The following is a 17,076-nucleotide window of genomic DNA, read 5'->3' on the forward strand; positions in this document are numbered from 1 at the left end:
ACCTACTCCGCCGCGGCCTTGCCAGGTTGACCAAACCGCTGCTCGATATAATCGGCGACCATTTTTTCGAAGTCGGCGGCAATCGAAGGGCCGCGCAGCGTCGCCGCTTTCCTGCCGTCGACGAACACCGGCGCCGTCGGCGTCTCGCCGGTACCGGGCAGCGAAATGCCGATGTCGGCATGCTTGGATTCACCTGGACCGTTGACGATGCAGCCCATCACCGCGACCTTGAGGTTTTCGACGCCGGGATATTTTTCACGCCACACCGGCATGTTTTTGCGCAGATCCGCCTGGATATTCTGGGCGAGTTCCTGGAACACGGTAGAGGTCGTGCGACCGCAGCCGGGGCAGGCGGCGACGATCGGCACGAACTGCCGGAAACCCATGGTCTGCAGGAGTTCTTGCGACACCTGCACCTCGCGCGTGCGGTCGCCATTCGGCTCCGGTGTCAGCGAGATGCGGATCGTATCGCCAATGCCTTGCTGGAGCAGGATGCCCATCGCCGCGGACGAGGCGACGATGCCTTTCGAACCCATGCCGGCCTCGGTGAGGCCGAGATGCAGCGCGTGGTTGGAGCGGGTGGCAAGCTCGGTGTAGACGGCGATCAGATCCTGCACGCCGCTGACCTTGGCCGACAGGATGATCTTCTCGCGGCCAAGGCCGATCTCCTCGGCCATTTCGGCCGAAAGGATCGCCGACTGCACGATCGCCTCGCGCGTTACCTCCTGCGCGGTCAGCGGAAAGCCTCGGCGCTGGTTGTCGTCCATCAGCTGGGTCAGAAGCTCCTGGTCGAGCGACCCCCAGTTGACGCCGATGCGCACCGGCTTGTCGTACCGGATCGCCATCTCGACGATCGCCGCGAACTGCCGGTCCTTCTTGTCCTTAAAGCCGACATTGCCCGGATTGATGCGGTATTTGGCCAGCGCCTCGGCGCAAGACGGGTGGTCGGCGAGCAGCTTGTGGCCGATATAATGGAAATCGCCGACCAGCGGCACGTTGATGCCGAGCCGTTCGAGCCGCTCGCGGATGGCGGGCACGGCGGCAGCACTCTCGTCGCGATCGACGGTGATGCGCACGATCTCGGAGCCGGCGCGATGCAGCGCCGCAATTTGAGCGACTGTCTGGTCGACGTCGGCGGTGTCGGTGTTGGTCATCGACTGAACGACGACAGGCGCACCCCCGCCGACCATCACGCCGCCGACATCGACACCGACCGATGTACGGCGCGGGAAGGGTGAAGAAAAATATCCGGTCATGGCCGGCTGCCCTTTGTTAGCGCCGAATTCCGGAATCAGTTTCCGGAAACAATCATGCGCAAAAATCAAAATACAGCGTCGTTTGCGCGTCCGAAAGGACGCGCGGCGCCGTAGAAGGTCCCGGCATGAGGTGGAGGAGCAAAGATGGCTTGTCAATGGCGACAGGCAGGCAGACCTGTCAAATCGACCGCCGGATAAATAAAGAAACGCTCCGGCGGCATTGGTTGCCACCGGAGAAGATGGTCGCGCGCAAAGCGCGCAACTGTCCCTACGTATGACCCCGAAATCGGAATCGATTTTCGGAAAGGGTCATGCGCCAAATCAGAAGCACTACAGCGTCCTTTGCGCGTCCAAAGGACGCGCGGCGCTGTAGAAGAGCGTCAGTGCGTGGTCCGTTTCGCCCTCAGTTTTTCAATCTCGTCCTTGAGCGCCAGCTTGCGCCGCTTGAGATTCACGATTTCGAGGTCGTCGACCGATGGATGGTTCATCGCATCATCGATTTCGCGTTCGATGTCGCCGTGTTTCCGCTGCAGCTCATCAAGATGGGATGCAAGAGACATGATTGGTTCTCCCTTTCATGGTTTCCTCGATTGCAGCCGTCAAGGCGCGTCCACCGCAGGCTCGCTTCTGTGACGGCATAATGACAGTGTGCCACTATCGGGCATCGATGTCGAATGCTGCGTGGTAGCATTCCACGACAATACGAAATGTGGTATTGGCTGCGCGCCGGTGCAAGATACCTCCGGCCCCGCCCAATCAGGCCCATTTTTGGGCGCCGCAGACGTGCAGACGGTAGATAATGTCCGAACAGGAACAGGCCGATATCCGCCTCGAATATTCTCGGCTGAAGCAAGAGCACGCCGATTTTGACGCGGCGATCAACGCGATGATCGCCATCGGCTGCGACCCTCTGCAGATCCAGCGCATGAAGAAGAAAAAGCTTTTCCTGAAAGACCGGCTGATGGCGCTGGAAGACCGGATCATCCCCGACATCATCGCGTGAGAGAATCGACTTACCGTCGCGGCAAATCCTGCTCATCCCGCGATCGAAAGCCTTGCGGCGCGTTCGCGCAGCAGGGCAATGAGATGGCCGGTCTTCTCCTCGGAAGTGTCGATGGGAACCACCAAGCATATCGTCGCCTCGACCTTGCCGGCAGCTGAAAAGACCGGCGCGGCCAGGCATTTTGTATAGGCGTCGACAAGACCGGAGGTCACACAGTAGCCGGCAGCCCCGGCCGTGACGATATCTTCTATGAAGTCGTCCAGCAACAATCTGCGGCCGTCCGGCAGAACGAGATCATCCTCAGACACCATGTCTTCGATCACGGCCCGTTCGAAACCGGCGAGAAGCAATCGCCCGGACGCGGTCCAGGGAAGCGGTATCTGCAGACCTGTGGCCGAACTGATCCGGAACGGCCTGGTGCCCGGGCTTGAATGGACAATCGTATAGCGGCCGCTCTGCAGCATGCACAATTCAGAGGTTTCGCCTGTCTCGCGCGACAGATTGTCGACTTCCTGACGCCCTCTCCTGAGCAAGTCGTTGCCGCGCACATAGTCCATTCCGTAGAGATAAAGCTTCTTCCCGAAATAGACCCGATTGCCGTCGCCGGCCATTTCCAGCAGGCCCGCATCCACGAGCGAGCGCACAAGCGTGTAGATCGTCGAGCGCGGCGCATTCACTCCTTTGGCGAGATCCCCAATCCCGATCGCTCGCTGGTTCGCGTGAAGAAACTCCAGAATATGGAGCACCCGGTTGAGACCCTTCTCGCGGGAGCTCGCAATCTTGTCTTCGTCCGGACCAGCTTCCGACCGCGCTACCAAGGCATTGCCATCTTGCATTACAGATTCCTGATGTTAGTATCTGTCTTGTACAGGATACATGTGTCTTTTGTAAGAGACAATCCAGCAGATCACTGACGCATGTATCGGCAAGGGGAACACAACACGAAGGAGGTCGCCGTGAACGACACATCCAAAAGACGTGAATTTCTGAAACTGGGAATGGCAGGGCTTGCAACGGCCGGAGTGGTGGGCGCAGCAGCAACGATCGATGTTCAGAAGGCGGCAGCGCAAGCTGCACCGGACAGCCTGCTGCGCACTGTTCTTGAGCGCGGCAAGGTGATCGTCGGCACCGGCAGCACCAACGCGCCCTGGCACTTCGAAAACGATGCCGGCGAGCTGGTCGGCATGGATATCACCATGGGGCGCATTCTTGCCAAGGGGCTTTTCGACGATACGACCAAGGTCGAATTCGTCATGCAGGATCCGGCACAGCGCATTCCGAACGTGACCACCAACAAGGTCGACATCTCGATCCAGTTCATGACCATGACCGCCCAGCGCTCGCAGCTGATCCACTTCTCCCGGCCCTATTACGTCGAAGGCATCGCCTTGCTGACCCTTCCGAACGCCGAAAACAAGACCTTCGACAAGCTGCTTGCCGGCGGTTCGGCGACACGGATTTCCATCCTGCAGAACGTCGATGCCGAGGCAAATGTGCGAATCGTCCTGCCGGAGGCGCAGGTGATGCAGATAGACACGCAGGCCAACGTGCTGCAGGCACTGGAATCGAAGCGCGTCGACGGCGCCGCCGTCGATCTGTCGACGGTCCGCTGGCTCGCCTCGCGTAATCCGGACAAATACTTCGATGCCGGCAAGAGCTGGTTCTCGATGCTTTACGGCGCCGCACTTCGGCAAGGCGATCTCGACTGGCTGACCTTCGTCAACACGACCTTCACCACCGCCATGTTCGGCCATGAGACGGCGCTCTATGACGCTGCATTCAAGGACTATTTCGGACAGGAGCCGCCGGCGCGCCATCCCGGCTTCCCGGTCATCTGATGCAAGCTGGCGGAAGGGCCGCGCCCTTCCGCCTCCTTCTCGTCGACGGCCCTCGATATCACAGGGACACATGGGCTATACCCTAAACTTCAACCTGATCTGGCGGCATTTCGACAAGCTCTGGGGAGGGCTGCTGCTCAGCCTCGAGCTGGCCGTGATCTCCATCGCGATCGGCATCGTCATCGGGCTGCTTCTGGCGGTCTGGTACGTGTCGGCCGGGCGTGCGGTGCGGACCGTCATCGCCGCCTATGTCGAGTTCATCCGCAACGTGCCGCTGATCCTGCTCGTCTATCTCGTCTTCTACGGCCTGCCGACGGTGGTCAACATCGCTTACAGCGCGCAGACCTCATTCATTGCCACGCTGTCGCTCTATAGCGGCGCTTATCTGGTCGAGGTGTTCCGCTCGGGGCTCGAAGCGGTTCCGCGCGGACAGCTCGACGCCGGCAAGGCGATCGGCCTGACGCCCTGGCAAAGGCTGGTCCATGTGCGCCTGCCGACGATGTTGCGGATAACGCTGCCCGCGCTTTCCAACACGTTCCTATCGCTGTTCAAGGACACGTCCGTTGCCTCGGTCATTTCGGTGCCCGAGCTCACCTACGGCGCCCAGTGGATCAACTTCAACACCTTCCGCATCGTCGAGGTCTATCTTGTAGTGACGGCGATGTACCTCTTGACCGGCTATGCGCTTCTTTATGCGCTTCGGCTTGTCGAGCGCCGGTTCAGGGCGGCGCACTAGGATGCTTGGCCAGATCGCCTATGCCTTGCCTTTCCTGGCCCAGGGTTTTGCCGTGACACTATGGGTGTCGCTGCTGGTCGTGGTGTTGTCGCTCGTCGCCGGCGTGATGATGGGCGTCGGCCTTGTCTATGGCCCGGCTCCGCTGCGCTGGGCGGTGCGGATTTTCAGCGACACCATACGCGGCATTCCGATCCTGGTGCTCATCTTCTTCGTCTATTACGGCCTGCCTGCCGTCGGCATCCATCTGGAATCCTTCTGGGCAGCCGTGCTAGCACTCACCCTGTTCAAGACGGCGCAGGTCATCGAGTATCTGCGCGGTGCGGTCGGTTCCATACCGAAGGGGCAGTCCGAAGCGGCGATGGCGATCGGGCTGACCTTTCGCCAGCGACTGGCTTATGTCATCTTCCCGCAAGCGTTCAGGCGCTTTCTGCCGCCTTGGATCAATGGCGTCACCGATGCGGTGAAGGGCAGCGCGCTGGTCTCGCTGCTCGGCATCACCGACCTGATGCACGCCATCAACCAGGTCATCGGCCGCACCTACGAGGCGATGCCGCTCTACATCCTCGGTGCGGTCATCTACTTGGTCGTCAATTACGCCCTCTCCCTGGCCAGCCGACGGTTGGAGCGGCGTTTCTCCTTTATCCGGGAATAGCAATATGCTCATCACCCCGCCCGCCAATCCGGCGCTTCTCGATGTCTCCGAGGTTTCCAAATCCTTTGGATCCGTCGAGGTCCTGCGCTCCGTCAGCCTGCAGGTGACACGCGGCGAGGTGGTGACTGTCATCGGACCTTCCGGCAGCGGCAAGACCACGCTGCTGCGCTGCGTCAACTTCCTGGAGAGCTACGACAGCGGCTCCATCCGCATCGACGGCAAGGAGGTCGGCTTCCGCGACACAGGAACACGCCAGCGCCGCAGCGAGCGCGACCTGGCGAAGATGCGCGCCGAAACCGGAATGGTGTTCCAGAGTTTCAATCTGTTTCCGCATCTGACGGCGGCCGGCAACATCATGCTTGGCCTGCGCAAGGTGCGCGGCAAGAGCAGTACCGAAGCACGTGCCATTGCCGAGCACTGGCTCGGCCGGGTCGGCCTCGCCCACAAGGCCGACAGCCTGCCCGCCGAGCTTTCCGGCGGCCAGCAGCAGCGTGTCGGCATCGCCCGGGCGGTGGCGATGGAGCCGAAAATCCTGCTTCTCGACGAGATAACATCCGCGCTCGACCCGGAACTCGTCGGCGAGGTGCTCGAGGTCGTGCGCAGCCTGGCCGAGGACGGCATGACGATGGTGATGGTCACGCACGAGATGGCCTTTGCGCGCGACGCCTCGAGCCGCATCGTCTTCATGGCGGATGGCGGCGTCAGCGCCGCAGGCCCGCCTGCCGAGATTCTGGGCACCGAGATCGACAATGAGCGTCTCCGCAGTTTCCTGGCGCGGTTTCGTGCCTCGCATTTCTGACATCGGACGGCGAAAGCTGTCGCAAGGAGCCTTTCATGACGCCTTACATCCGGCTCGCCGAATTGGGCTTGACGCTGCCCGAGCCGCCGGCGCCGATCGCCAACTTCGTCACCCACGCCGAAAGCGGGCGGCTGATCTTCCTCTCCGGCCAGGGGCCGTTGCGCGCCGACGGCACGCTTTGTACGGGCAAGGTGGGCGAGGACGTCACGGTGGAGGAGGCCTATAGGCATGCCCGTCTCACCGGCCTGAACCTGCTCGCCGTCATGCACGCCGCGGCAGGCGACCTCGGCCGCATCGTGCGCGTCGTCAAGCTGCTTGGCTTCGTTAACGCCATCCCGACCTTCAGTGACCATCCGAAAGTGGTCAACGGCTGCTCCGATCTTTTCGCCGCTGTCTTTGATAATATCGGCGGGCACGCCCGCTCGGCGATCGGTGTCGGCTCATTGCCGGGCAACATCACTGTCGAAATCGAGGCGGTGGTCGAGATCGCCGCCTGATGTGTACCAAATGGGATCCGCAAAAATGAAAACCTATTCGCCAAACGGCTCCAACACGACAATTCGCGAACGGCTCGGCCTCCGCCCGATCATCAACGTTTCCGGCACGATGACAGCGCTCGGCGCCTCGATCATCGTCCCGGAAGCGATCGCCGCGATGTCGGAGATCGCGTCGCAGTGGGTGGAGATGGACGACCTGCAACGCGCCGCAAGCACGGTCGTCGCGCGCCTCACCGGAGGCGAGGCCGGCTTCATCACGGCCTGCTGCGCCAGCGGCATCACCATGGCGATTGCCGGTACAATGACCGGCACCAATCTTCTGGCGATCGAGCGGCTGCCGGACGACACCGAAAGCCTCAAGTCGGAGGTCATCGTCCAACTCGGCCACATCGTCAACTACGGCGCGCCGATCGACCAGTCGATCCGGCTTGCCGGGGCCAGGGCCGTACCGGCCGGCACTGTCAGCGTGACGCAGGACTATCATGTGCGCGAGGCGATCCACGACCGTACCGCGGCAGGCCTCTATGTCGTTGCGCATCACACCGTGCAATACGGCATGCTTTCGCTCGAGGAATTCTGTGAAATCTGCCATGCCAGGGGCGTCCCGGTGATCGTTGACGCCGCCTCCGAATACGATTTGCGCGGCTTTCTCGCACGCGGCGCCGACGTTGTCGTCTATAGCGGGCACAAATTCCTCAGCGGACCGACAAGCGGCATCGTCACCGGGCGCAAGGATCTGGTGCGGGCCGCCTATCTGCAGAATCGTGGCGTTGCGCGGGCGATGAAAATCGGCAAGGAAAGCATCGCCGGCACCATGGCCGCCCTGGAGGCCTGGGAGCGGCGCGACCATGCCGGCATCCGCAAGCGGGAAGAAGTGGCTTTGCATCTGTGGAGAGACGCATTGCAAGGGCTGCCCGGTATCGCCGCGCATATCATTCCCGATCCGACCAGCAATCCGCTCGACCGCCTGCAGGTGTTTGTTACGCCCGAAAGCAGGTTCACCGCCGCTGGCCTTGCCTCGGCGCTGGCGGCAGGTTCGCCTCCCGTTATCGTCCGCAACCACGAGGTCGAGCGCGGTCACTTCTTCCTCGACCCTTGCAACCTTCATCCTGGCGAGGCGGAGATCGTAGCCGAGCGCCTGCGGGAAGTGTTGAGCGCAAGTGACCGTCCTGCGGATGCCATGAAGTCGGCTCGCAAGGATAGCGCCGGCGCCTTGCGCTGGCCGGATTAGGGAACGATGGCGCCTTGCGCCCGAATGCTGCGCAAAGGCATCGCATGCTTGCCGTCGATCCCGAATTCCGCTAATGCGCGCCTTTGCCGCCGGGAGCAGAAGCTTGGACGATCACCGCGCCGACGTCGCCATCATCATGGGCAGCCAGTCCGACTGGGCGACGATGCGCAACGCCGCCGAAACGCTGGAGGCACTGGGCATCCCGCACAAGCGGCTGATCGTTTCGGCTCATCGCACTCCCGACCGGCTCTATGACTTCGCCAAGGGCGCCAAGGCCGCCGGTTTTCGGGTGATCATCGCCGGCGCCGGCGGTGCGGCGCACCTGCCGGGCATGACGGCGGCGATGACGCCGCTTCCCGTTTTTGGCGTACCGGTAGAATCGAACGCGCTTTCCGGACAGGACTCGCTGCTCTCTATCGTGCAGATGCCGGCCGGCATCCCGGTCGGCACGCTGGCCATCGGCAAGGCGGGCGCCACAAATGCCGCCCTTCTGGCCGCGGCCGTGCTGGCGCTGACCGACGAAAAGCTCGCCGCCCGGCTCGATGCCTGGCGCGCCGCCCAGACCGCCAAGGTCGCCGCAGAGCCCACGGACACGCCATGAGTCTGTCTGCCGGATCGACCATCGGCATCATCGGCGGCGGCCAGCTCGGCCGCATGCTGGCCATGGCCGCCGCCCGCCTCGGCTACCGCACGGTCGTGCTGGAGCCGCAGCCGGATTGCCCGGCGGCACAGGTCGCCAACCGGCAGATTGCCGCCGCTTATGACGACACGGCTGCGCTCGCCGAACTGGCGGCAGTCAGCGCCGTCGTCACCTATGAGTTCGAGAACGTGCCGGTCATGGCCGCCAGCGTGCTTGCCGTCACAGTCCCGGTCTATCCGCCGGCACGCGCGCTGGAAGTGGCGCAGGACCGGGTGGCGGAGAAGAAATTCCTCAACGGCATCGGCATTCCCACGGCAGATTTCTGTCCCGTCGACAATGACGACGAGTTGACGGCGGCGCTGAAAAAGTTCGACGGCAGCGGCATATTGAAGACGCGGCGCATGGGCTATGACGGCAAGGGCCAGCGCGTGTTCCGCAACATGGAAACGGGCGGCTTTGCCGGCATCTGCGAGGCGATGGGCAACGTGCCGTTGATCCTCGAATCCTTCGTCGACTTCGAACGGGAGATTTCGGTGATCGCGGCGCGCGGCATGGATGGTTCGCTCGCCGCCTACGATCCGGCAGAAAACGTCCACCGTGACGGCATCCTGCACCGCTCGACCCTGCCGGCCAGGATAGGGTCCGAAACCGCCGCTGCAGCGCAGGCGGCGGCGGCAAAAATACTTGCGGCGCTCGATTATGTCGGTGTCATCGGCATCGAGTTCTTCGTCCTTGCCGACGGCGCGCTGCTGGCCAATGAGATCGCGCCGCGCGTCCACAATTCCGGCCACTGGACGGAAGCCGCCTGCATTGTCTCGCAGTTCGAGCAGCACATTCGCGCCGTCGCCGGCCTGCCGCTGGGAAATCCCGGCCGCCATCTCGACTGCGTCATGGAGAACCTGATCGGCGACGATGTCCTGCGCGTCCCGGCCCTGCTCGCCGAGCCCGATCTGATGCTGCATCTCTACGGCAAGGCCGAAGCGCGCCCCGGCCGCAAGATGGGCCATTTTACGCGAATGAGCCGTCACCGTTGAGGCTAGGGGGCGCCCCTCTACTGCCGTAGATAGAGCAGAAACTCAAAATCCGCCACACTGGCTTCATCCATGAAGCATGCTGCGGTTGACACGGGCAAGGCTCCTCGTTTATGAGCCACGCACAAGTTGAGAGGCGCGCTTTCCGAGCGCGCCTTAATAATTCGGCCCAAGCGGGCCCAGACCGACGGGCAAGACCATGAAGATCAAGAATTCGCTCAAGGCGCTCAAGGCGCGTCACCGCGACAACCAGCTGGTTCGCCGCAAGGGCCGCGTCTACATCATCAACAAGACCGCTCCGCGCTACAAGGCACGCCAGGGCTGAGTCTTTTCGCGTGGGGGCGCCTGCCTCCGCGCTTGCAGGATTTGCCGGCCTGCCGGCCCTTTCACGCTAAATTCAGTTTGACGATCTGCTGTCCGGGGTTAGATTCCGGTCATGCGGATTCTCTTTGCATTCTTCGCGGCGCTTTTTCTTTTCGGTTCCGCCTCGCTTCCGGCTCAAGCGGACGACGCGGTCGCCCCTCCGGTTGCCACGACCAGGGAGGCAAGGCTCGACCAGCTGTTTGTCGACCTGAAGCGCGAGCGCAATGAAAAGGCCGCCGAGCGCATCGCCGCGCGCATCTCGCACGAGTGGTCGCAATCCGGCAGCGCCTCGATCGACCTGATGATGCAATGGTCGCAAAAGGCGGCCGAAGAAAAAAAGTTCGACGTGGCGCTCGACTTCCTCGACCAGGTGGTGACCTTGCAACCGGCCTATGCGGAAGGCTGGAACCGGCGCGCCACCGTACATTTCATGATGCATAATTTTGGGAAATCGATGGCGGACATCGACCGCACGCTGCAGCTCGAGCCGCGCCATTTTGGCGCACTGTCCGGCCTGGCGCAGATCATGGCCGTAACCGGCCACAAGCAGTCGGCGCTGGAAGCCTGGCAGCGCGTGCTCAGTATCTACCCGATGATGCGCAGCGCCCAGGATCAGGTCGGCACGCTTTCGGAAGAACTTGCCGGCGAAGGTATTTAATACCGGCAGGCCAGTGCGCCTCGACTGCGACGCTGCCACGGTAATTTCAAACTGTTGTCCTCTTGCGGTGGTCATGCCATTGCAATCTCGCTTCACCTATCTCGGCGCTGCTTGTCGGTGAGCGCCACGTGTGGTTTCCTGTCCAGGATTAGGAGAGTTGGGCTGTCATGATTGCAGCTTATATCGATGAATTTATAATGTTTTGCGTCGGCCTATGGATGTCGGGCATCGGCTACGGGTTTCTCCAGATGCCAAACCAACCCCAGGCTGGACAACGGGCCTGGTTGGCACGCCTTCCCAGCCATTTCAAATGGATGGGGCCGCTCTTGCTGATAATCTCGATCGTACTCGCCGTCGCCTCACCGACTTGATTCGGTCGCAGCCAGTAAGTCGCTGCGCTCATGGTCCCATAGAGGCAAGGCGTCAGCTTGGTGAATTCGCCGTTGAGCGGCTTAAAAGCCCGTCGCGTTTGAAGAGATTCATGCGACGCGCTTTGGATGTCTGTTTTCATCCCAAGATCGCTGCGCATTTTGGGCGACTTGCATTAGCCTCTGGCCTGCACGTCCGATCCGACATAGGCGATGCGCAGCATGTTGGTGGAGCCAGGCGTCCTCAGCGGCACGCCGGCCGTGATGATGACCCGATCGCCCGGCTTGCCGAACCCCTCGTCCAAAGCGATGCGGCAGGCGCGGTCGACCATGTCGTCGAGGTCAATGGCGTCGGGCGAGACGACGCAATGCGTGCCCCACAGAAGCGACAGCCGCCGCGCCGTGTTGACGATAGGCGACAGCGCGACGATCGGCACCTGCGGCCGCTCGCGTGCGGCGCGCAGGCCGGTCGTGCCCGACGCCGTATAGCTGATGATCGCCGACAGTTTCAGCGTCTCGGCGATTTCGCGGGCGGCGAGCGAGATGGCGTCGGCGCCGGTCGCTTCCGGCTCCGAGCGCTGCGCATTGATGATGCCTGCATAGGTCGGGTCGGTTTCGACCTTGCTGGCGATGCGGTTCATCATCGCCACTGCCTCGACCGGGTAGGCGCCGGCCGCGGACTCGGCCGAGAGCATGATGGCGTCGGCGCCTTCGAACACGGCGATCGAGACGTCCGACACCTCGGCGCGGGTTGGAACCGGCGCGGTGATCATCGATTCCAGCATCTGCGTGGCGATCACCACGGGCTTGCCGGCGCGGCGCGCGGCGCGGGTGATCTGCTTCTGGATGCCGGGCACGGCTTCGAGCGGCATTTCGACGCCGAGATCGCCGCGGGCAACCATCAAGGCATCCGAAAGTTCGATGATCTCGGGCAGCCGGGCGACGGCCTGAGGCTTTTCGATCTTGGCCATGATGAGCGCCCGGCCGCGCGCGATCTTGCGCGCTTCCGCCAAATCCTCCGGACGCTGGACGAATGACAGCGCCACCCAGTCGACGCCGGTGGCCAGCACCGCATCGAGATCCCTGCGGTCCTTTTCGGTCAGCGCGCCGACCGGCAGGTCGGTGTCGGGCAGGCTGACGCCCTTCTTGTCGGAGATGCTGGTGCCGGCGACGACGATGCAGACGATCGCCTTGCCGTCGCTCTTCACCGCCTTCAGCTCGAGCTTGCCGTCGTCGATCAAAAGGCGGTGACCGGCCTCGACCGATCTCAGGATTTCCGGGTGGGGCAGATAGACCCTGGTCGAATTGCCGGGCTCGGGATTGTCGTCGAGCGTGAAGGTCTGGCCGAGTGTCAGCGTCTCTTTGCCGTTGGCAAACTTGCCGACCCGCAGCTTGGGCCCCTGCAGATCGGCGAGAATGCCGATCGGCCGGCCGACCGCTGTCTCGACGGTGCGGATGCGACCGACAAGTGTGCGCATCAATTCATGATCGGTGTGGCTCATATTGATGCGAAACACGTCGGCGCCGGCTTCGAAGAGCTTCTTCAGCATGTCCTCGGAGGAGGAGGCCGGACCGATAGTGGCGAGTATCTTGACCTTGCGGCTGCGTCTCATTGACTGTTTGTTCCCGGGGCGGCTGGAACGCCCCCCGTTGCGGGGTCATCGGTCAGCTGGACCATCCAGCTTGCCTGCTCGCCCGTGTCATATTCCTGGAATCCGGCGCGCTGGAAGCCCCGGGCGACGCAATCGGTAACGCCGGCGATCTTGAACTCTTTTTCGGCCACGCACATGTTGATCGGGCCATCCCAGCGCCCGCCGCGCTCGGCGTCTTCTGCATAAAGATAGTAAAATCTTGATGACAGCGGCCCTTCGATCAGCGTCTTGCAGCTCGATCCCTCGATGTGCCACCAGCCTTCGGTGATCCAGCCGGCTTTGGCGCGATAGCCGATGCCGACGCCGACCAGGTTCTGCGTGGCGTTGCAGACACGGAAATCGGCGCGCGCCGGCGAAGCCGCAACCATCGCGCCGAGGCCCACAGCAAGGGTGAGGAGCGGCATGGCGAAGGCATAGCGCACGCGCGGCCTGCCGGCGGAACCCATCCTGAAATCCCTCAAGAACCACATTCGCATCTCTCAACGCCCCTTTTCGGAAAAGTCCGGGCGCATGTCAACGCGCCCTTTTGCTCAATTCCAATCGATTTAGAAAGGCTTCAGCGCCCGATCTTTTGCCTTCCGCCAGAATTCCGCAGAAACCGGGCCAAACGACGGCATTGCGTAATCATCCCCTTCGTGGAATGACGATACCATCCTCCCCGGAAGCCAGCGAACAGACCATTTCCCGCCGATGACCCGATCCACAGTTTTCGCGCCTTTCGACATCGTCGAGGGCGACCGCAAGCGAGGCATCGTGCTTTTGGCCGACCACGCCCGTCGCGACTTGCCGGAAGAGTATGGCAGCCTCGGTTTGCCGGCGGCGGAATTCGATCGCCATATCGCCTACGACATCGGTGTCGAGACGGTGACGCGCGAACTGGCAGCTTTGCTCGGCGTGCCGGCGGTACTCGCCAATTTTTCGCGACTTCTGATCGATCCCAATCGCGGCGAGGACGATCCGACGCTGATCCGCCAACTCTATGACGGCACCGTCGTTTCGGGAAATTACCCACTTGCCTTGAAAGAACGTGAAAGGCGGCTCGACCGCTTCTATCGGCCCTATCACGATGCGGTCGGCGCTATGATCGCCTCGGTGGCACAGGCTTCCGCAAGCGCGCCCTTCATCTTTTCGGTACATTCCTTCACCCCATTCATGCAGGGTTTCGTGCGCCCTTGGCATGTTGGTGTCTTGTGGGATCGCGACGACCGGGTGGCGCGACCGCTGATCGAAATGCTTGCCGAGGACAAAAGCCTTATCGTTGGCGACAACGAGCCCTATGACGGCGCATTGCGCGGCGACACCATGTTCAGGCATGCCATAGTCAACGGCTTTGCCCATGCGCTGATCGAAATCCGTCAGGACCTGATCGCCGGTCGGAAGGATGCGGTCGCCTGGGCCGAACGGCTGGCGCCGATCGTTGACGCGATCAACCGCCGTCCCGATATACATCACGTCAAACGATTCGGCTCGCGCACCGGGCCGCTGTAAGGAGGTTTCGATGACGGAACTCAGCGACGAGCAACAACGCGATTTCGAAGCCGCCGCCTTCCGCCGGCTGGTCGCGCATCTGCGCGAACGCACGGACGTGCAGAACATCGACCTGATGAACCTCGCCGGCTTCTGCCGCAACTGTCTCTCCAACTGGTATCGCGACGCCGCGGAGGCCGAGGGCGTCGATCTCAGCAAGGACCAATCGCGCGAGATCATCTACGGCATGCCCTATGCCGAATGGCAGGCGCTCAACCAGACTGATGCCTCCGATGCCAAGAAGGCGGAGTTCGAGGCAAGACGCCCCAGGGATCACTAACCGATCGGCTCTCACCAACCTCGAGTTCAAGCGAGTAGCTTGGCCCAAGCACTTTCAAGAACGAGCGCTTGACTGAGGATTGAATCGATCTAATTTGCCGCGCGAAGCTATTTTGGCACCGGATTCTACACGATGGACACGCTAAAAATCATGCAGACCGCCATTCGTGGACGATGGGCCGTGGCGGCCATCTTCCTCGCCAATGGTTTTCTGACCGGCGCCTGGGCGCCGCAGATCCCGGTGGTCCTGACCCGGCTGGATATCAGCAAATTTACGCTTGGCCTGCTGATCTTGCTGTTCGGCGCCGGCGCGGTCACAGCCATGACTTGGTGCGGCCACCTGATCTCTAGGCATGGTTCGCGCACCGTGCTGCGCTGGTTCGGTCTCATCGGCAGCTTCGGCCTGCTGGTTGTGGCGCTTGCCCCCAACGTGCCGCTGGCGGCCATAGCCATGTTCATCTTCGGCGGTTCGATCGGCGGCATGGATGTCGCTATGAACGCCAATGCGGTCGTGGTGGAACGGCGGTTGTCCCGCGCCATCATGTCGTCCTCGCACGGCTTCTGGAGCCTTGGCGGTTTCGCCGGCGGCGCTCTCGGCGGCTTCGCCATCCAGAACTACGGTCATCTCGCCCATGCGATGGTCGTGACGGCTCTCGCTTTCGCAGTGATTGCAGTGGCAGTCCGCTACCTGATCGCCGAGGATAAGCCTCAGGTGACCGACCATCACAAATTCGCGCTGCCCGGAAATCCGCTGGTCTATCTGGTCGGACTGATGGCGCTGCTGACGATGATCTCCGAGGGTGCGGTGCTCGACTGGGCGGCGCTTTACCTGCAACAGGAACTCGGCACCGACCTTGCCATAGCGGGTTTGGCCTACGCCGCTTTTTCCGGCGTCATGGCCGTCATGCGCTTCGCTGGCGACGGAGTCCGCAACCGATTCGGTGCCGTGACGACGCTGCGCGTCTCGGCGCTTGTCGCCGCCGCCGGCATGCTGGTGGCCGGGGTGGCGCCCTCGCCCTGGCTCGCCATCTCAGCCTTTGCCTTTTGCGGCTTCGGCATCGCCAATATGGTGCCGATCCTGTTTTCGGCCGGCGGCAACCAGGAAGGCATGTCGTCCGGCACCGGCATGAGCGTCGTCACCACCATGGGCTATTCCGGCATTCTGGTGGCGCCGTCGGCAATCGGCTTCATCGCCGAGCATTCAAGCTTCGGTCCGATCTTCGTGGCTTTGTCGGGACTGCTGGTCGTCGTATTTTTGATGGCCGGCCTCGCTCACCGCGCCGAATTCGCGCCCGACGCAGCACCAGCCGAATAGCGTTTCAACTCCTCATAGAGGAATCCGCGACACGGCGGATGCGCACGGCTGCTGCGCACGTCCCGGTGCATGGCCAGCCATACCGGCAGCGCCGGCAGCGCGAGGCCCGGCAGCACTGTCTCCACCAGCGGATCGCGATCGGCCAGCGGCTCCTGGCCGAAGCCGATGCCGTTTCCCGCCCGCACCGCCTCCCAAAGCACGATTTGGTTGTCGGTCCTGGAGCGAAAGGCATTGCGGGTGAGCGGACACCAGACTGGGCAAAGCCGCGAATGATCTCATCGCTGCGGTCGAAGCCGATCAGATCGTGGCCGGCAAGATCGCCGGGCTCGCGCGGACGGCCCCGCCGGTCGAGATAGGATTTTGCCGCGCAGGCGCGGAGCGGAATGTCTGTCACTTTACGCGCCACCAGTTCGTTCTGCGCCTGCTTGACAATGCGGATGGCGATGTCTGCATCGCGGCGCAAAAGATTCTCGACCTGGTTCGACGCGACGATCTCGAACTCGATGCCGGGTTCCTCGCCGCCCAGCCGAGCCGTCATCTCGGGCAGGACATAGGCCGCCACCACCTCGCTGGCGGCAATACGCACCGTGCCCTCGATCGCCTCGACCGATCTCAGCGCCAATAGCGAAAAGGCGCTTGCCTGCTCGCTCACTGCCCGGCCGCGTTCGTAAAGCGTGCTGCCGGCTTACGTCAGCGCATAGCCGCGCCGCCCGCGCCGGAACAGGGTGACACCGAGCGCCTGCTCCAGCTCGGCGATATGGCGGCCGAGCGTCGGCTGGCTTGCAGCCAGCTTGCGGGCGGCAGCGGACAGGCTGCCGGGTTTCCGCCACTGTGACGAAACTCTTGGCCCAGGCGTTCGTCGGGCTAGCCGAGAATCTCGACAAGCTGGGCTCCTACGAAGCGCTGAACTTTCCCGGCCACGCCGTTACCGATCTTGAGATCAAGGCGGCCGCGGAAAAAGCGCTCGGGCGCACGCTGAAACTGACGTCGATGCCGTGGTGGGTGCTGCGCGCTGGCAGCCCGTTCGTGGCAATGTGGCGCGAGCTCGTCTCGATGTCCTATCTGCGCTTCGAACCGCACCGGCTGGTCTCGGCAAGGCTGGAAGGCATCATCGGCACGATCCCGCATACGCCCCTGCATAAGGCAGTGGCCGAGGCTCTCGATGATCTCAGTGTCGCCACGATTGACGGCGTTTCGAAAGCTGCCTGAAACGGAAAGCGGCCACTACCCA

The 17,076-nt window shown here is 62.6% G+C and carries 19 protein-coding genes and 2 pseudogenes; 15 read left to right on the forward strand and 6 right to left on the reverse strand.

Annotation, left to right across the window (positions count from 1 at the left end; all coding sequences use genetic code 11):
- Window positions 1–2: 2 nt before the first annotated feature.
- Together ispG and ACWUKX_RS10520 are read right to left on the reverse strand one after the other, a co-directional pair.
- Window positions 3–1,256 (reverse strand): flavodoxin-dependent (E)-4-hydroxy-3-methylbut-2-enyl-diphosphate synthase, encoded by a 1,254-nt coding sequence (ispG, locus tag ACWUKX_RS10515; RefSeq protein ID WP_456006466.1) that lies wholly within the window; start codon window positions 1,254–1,256, stop codon window positions 3–5.
- A 380-nt stretch (window positions 1,257–1,636) separates the two neighbouring features.
- Complete coding sequence (locus tag ACWUKX_RS10520; RefSeq protein WP_029348758.1) at window positions 1,637–1,816, reverse strand: YdcH family protein; 180 nt, start codon at window positions 1,814–1,816, stop codon at window positions 1,637–1,639.
- A 239-nt stretch (window positions 1,817–2,055) separates the two neighbouring features.
- Between ACWUKX_RS10520 and ACWUKX_RS10525 the strand changes: the two genes are divergently transcribed.
- A complete protein-coding gene (locus ACWUKX_RS10525; protein ID WP_029348759.1) occupies window positions 2,056–2,259 on the forward strand; it encodes a YdcH family protein in 204 nt (67 codons plus the stop codon).
- Between the two features lie 32 nt (window positions 2,260–2,291).
- Here the strand turns inward: ACWUKX_RS10525 and ACWUKX_RS10530 are convergent, their stop codons facing one another.
- Window positions 2,292–3,095: an IclR family transcriptional regulator gene (locus ACWUKX_RS10530; RefSeq protein WP_456006468.1), complete on the reverse strand. Its 804-nt coding sequence runs from the start codon at window positions 3,093–3,095 to the stop codon at window positions 2,292–2,294.
- 120 nt (window positions 3,096–3,215) lie between these two features.
- Between ACWUKX_RS10530 and ACWUKX_RS10535 the strand changes: the two genes are divergently transcribed.
- The 10 genes from ACWUKX_RS10535 (at window position 3,216) to ACWUKX_RS10580 (ending at window position 10,704) form a co-directional block, all read left to right on the forward strand.
- Window positions 3,216–4,097 (forward strand): transporter substrate-binding domain-containing protein, encoded by an 882-nt coding sequence (locus tag ACWUKX_RS10535; RefSeq protein WP_127208722.1) that lies wholly within the window; start codon window positions 3,216–3,218, stop codon window positions 4,095–4,097.
- 70 nt (window positions 4,098–4,167) lie between these two features.
- On the forward strand, window positions 4,168–4,833 hold the full coding sequence (locus ACWUKX_RS10540) for an amino acid ABC transporter permease (protein ID WP_456006471.1): 666 nt from the start codon (window positions 4,168–4,170) through the stop codon (window positions 4,831–4,833).
- A 1-nt stretch (window position 4,834) separates the two neighbouring features.
- Complete coding sequence (locus tag ACWUKX_RS10545; protein WP_456006473.1) at window positions 4,835–5,485, forward strand: amino acid ABC transporter permease; 651 nt, start codon at window positions 4,835–4,837, stop codon at window positions 5,483–5,485.
- Window positions 5,486–5,489: 4 nt separating this feature from the next.
- Window positions 5,490–6,284: an amino acid ABC transporter ATP-binding protein gene (locus ACWUKX_RS10550; RefSeq protein WP_456006476.1), complete on the forward strand. Its 795-nt coding sequence runs from the start codon at window positions 5,490–5,492 to the stop codon at window positions 6,282–6,284.
- Window positions 6,285–6,319: 35 nt separating this feature from the next.
- A complete protein-coding gene (locus tag ACWUKX_RS10555; protein ID WP_029348765.1) occupies window positions 6,320–6,781 on the forward strand; it encodes a RidA family protein in 462 nt (153 codons plus the stop codon).
- Window positions 6,782–6,806: 25 nt separating this feature from the next.
- Window positions 6,807–8,012 carry an aminotransferase class V-fold PLP-dependent enzyme gene (locus ACWUKX_RS10560; RefSeq protein ID WP_456006478.1) on the forward strand — a complete coding sequence of 402 codons (1,206 nt, stop codon included), beginning with the start codon at window positions 6,807–6,809 and terminating at the stop codon, window positions 8,010–8,012.
- A 103-nt stretch (window positions 8,013–8,115) separates the two neighbouring features.
- Window positions 8,116–8,613, forward strand: coding sequence for a 5-(carboxyamino)imidazole ribonucleotide mutase (gene purE, locus ACWUKX_RS10565; protein ID WP_456006480.1), 498 nt, complete (start codon window positions 8,116–8,118; stop codon window positions 8,611–8,613).
- Window positions 8,610–9,686, forward strand: a complete 1,077-nt coding sequence (locus ACWUKX_RS10570; RefSeq protein WP_456006483.1) for a 5-(carboxyamino)imidazole ribonucleotide synthase — start codon at window positions 8,610–8,612, stop codon at window positions 9,684–9,686. Before purE ends, ACWUKX_RS10570 begins: the two co-directional genes overlap by 4 nt.
- 196 nt (window positions 9,687–9,882) lie before the next feature.
- On the forward strand, window positions 9,883–10,008 hold the full coding sequence (gene ykgO, locus ACWUKX_RS10575; protein WP_006327841.1) for a type B 50S ribosomal protein L36: 126 nt from the start codon (window positions 9,883–9,885) through the stop codon (window positions 10,006–10,008).
- A 111-nt stretch (window positions 10,009–10,119) separates the two neighbouring features.
- A complete protein-coding gene (locus ACWUKX_RS10580; RefSeq protein WP_456006485.1) occupies window positions 10,120–10,704 on the forward strand; it encodes a tetratricopeptide repeat protein in 585 nt (194 codons plus the stop codon).
- A 544-nt stretch (window positions 10,705–11,248) separates the two neighbouring features.
- On the opposite strand, the gene pyk is transcribed toward ACWUKX_RS10580, so the two are convergent.
- Window positions 11,249–12,685, reverse strand: a complete 1,437-nt coding sequence (pyk, locus tag ACWUKX_RS10585; RefSeq protein ID WP_456006488.1) for a pyruvate kinase — start codon at window positions 12,683–12,685, stop codon at window positions 11,249–11,251.
- On the reverse strand, window positions 12,682–13,170 hold the full coding sequence (locus ACWUKX_RS10590; RefSeq protein ID WP_456006491.1) for a DUF1036 domain-containing protein: 489 nt from the start codon (window positions 13,168–13,170) through the stop codon (window positions 12,682–12,684). Before ACWUKX_RS10590 ends, pyk begins: the two co-directional genes overlap by 4 nt.
- Before the next feature lie 244 nt (window positions 13,171–13,414).
- Here ACWUKX_RS10590 and ACWUKX_RS10595 point away from each other — a divergent pair, with 244 nt between their 5' ends.
- The 3 genes from ACWUKX_RS10595 to ACWUKX_RS10605 all read left to right on the forward strand — a co-directional run bounded on the left by ACWUKX_RS10595 (window position 13,415) and on the right by ACWUKX_RS10605 (window position 15,845).
- Window positions 13,415–14,212 (forward strand): N-formylglutamate amidohydrolase, encoded by a 798-nt coding sequence (locus ACWUKX_RS10595; protein ID WP_456006494.1) that lies wholly within the window; start codon window positions 13,415–13,417, stop codon window positions 14,210–14,212.
- Between the two features lie 10 nt (window positions 14,213–14,222).
- A complete protein-coding gene (locus tag ACWUKX_RS10600) occupies window positions 14,223–14,531 on the forward strand; it encodes a DUF1244 domain-containing protein (RefSeq protein WP_456006496.1) in 309 nt (102 codons plus the stop codon).
- Between the two features lie 132 nt (window positions 14,532–14,663).
- Complete coding sequence (locus ACWUKX_RS10605; RefSeq protein ID WP_456006499.1) at window positions 14,664–15,845, forward strand: MFS transporter; 1,182 nt, start codon at window positions 14,664–14,666, stop codon at window positions 15,843–15,845.
- On the opposite strand, the pseudogene ACWUKX_RS10610 reads toward ACWUKX_RS10605, so the two are convergent.
- Window positions 15,803–16,729, reverse strand: a pseudogene (locus ACWUKX_RS10610) (LysR family transcriptional regulator). The gene ACWUKX_RS10605 and the pseudogene ACWUKX_RS10610 overlap by 43 nt on opposite strands.
- Here ACWUKX_RS10610 and ACWUKX_RS10615 point away from each other — a divergent pair.
- Window positions 16,692–17,054 (forward strand): annotated as a pseudogene (locus ACWUKX_RS10615) (oxidoreductase); the annotation flags it as partial. The pseudogenes ACWUKX_RS10610 and ACWUKX_RS10615 sit on opposite strands and share 38 nt — an antisense overlap.
- Window positions 17,055–17,076: the final 22 nt, after the last annotated feature.

It is taken from the genome of Mesorhizobium sp. f-mel (assembly GCF_053850215.1).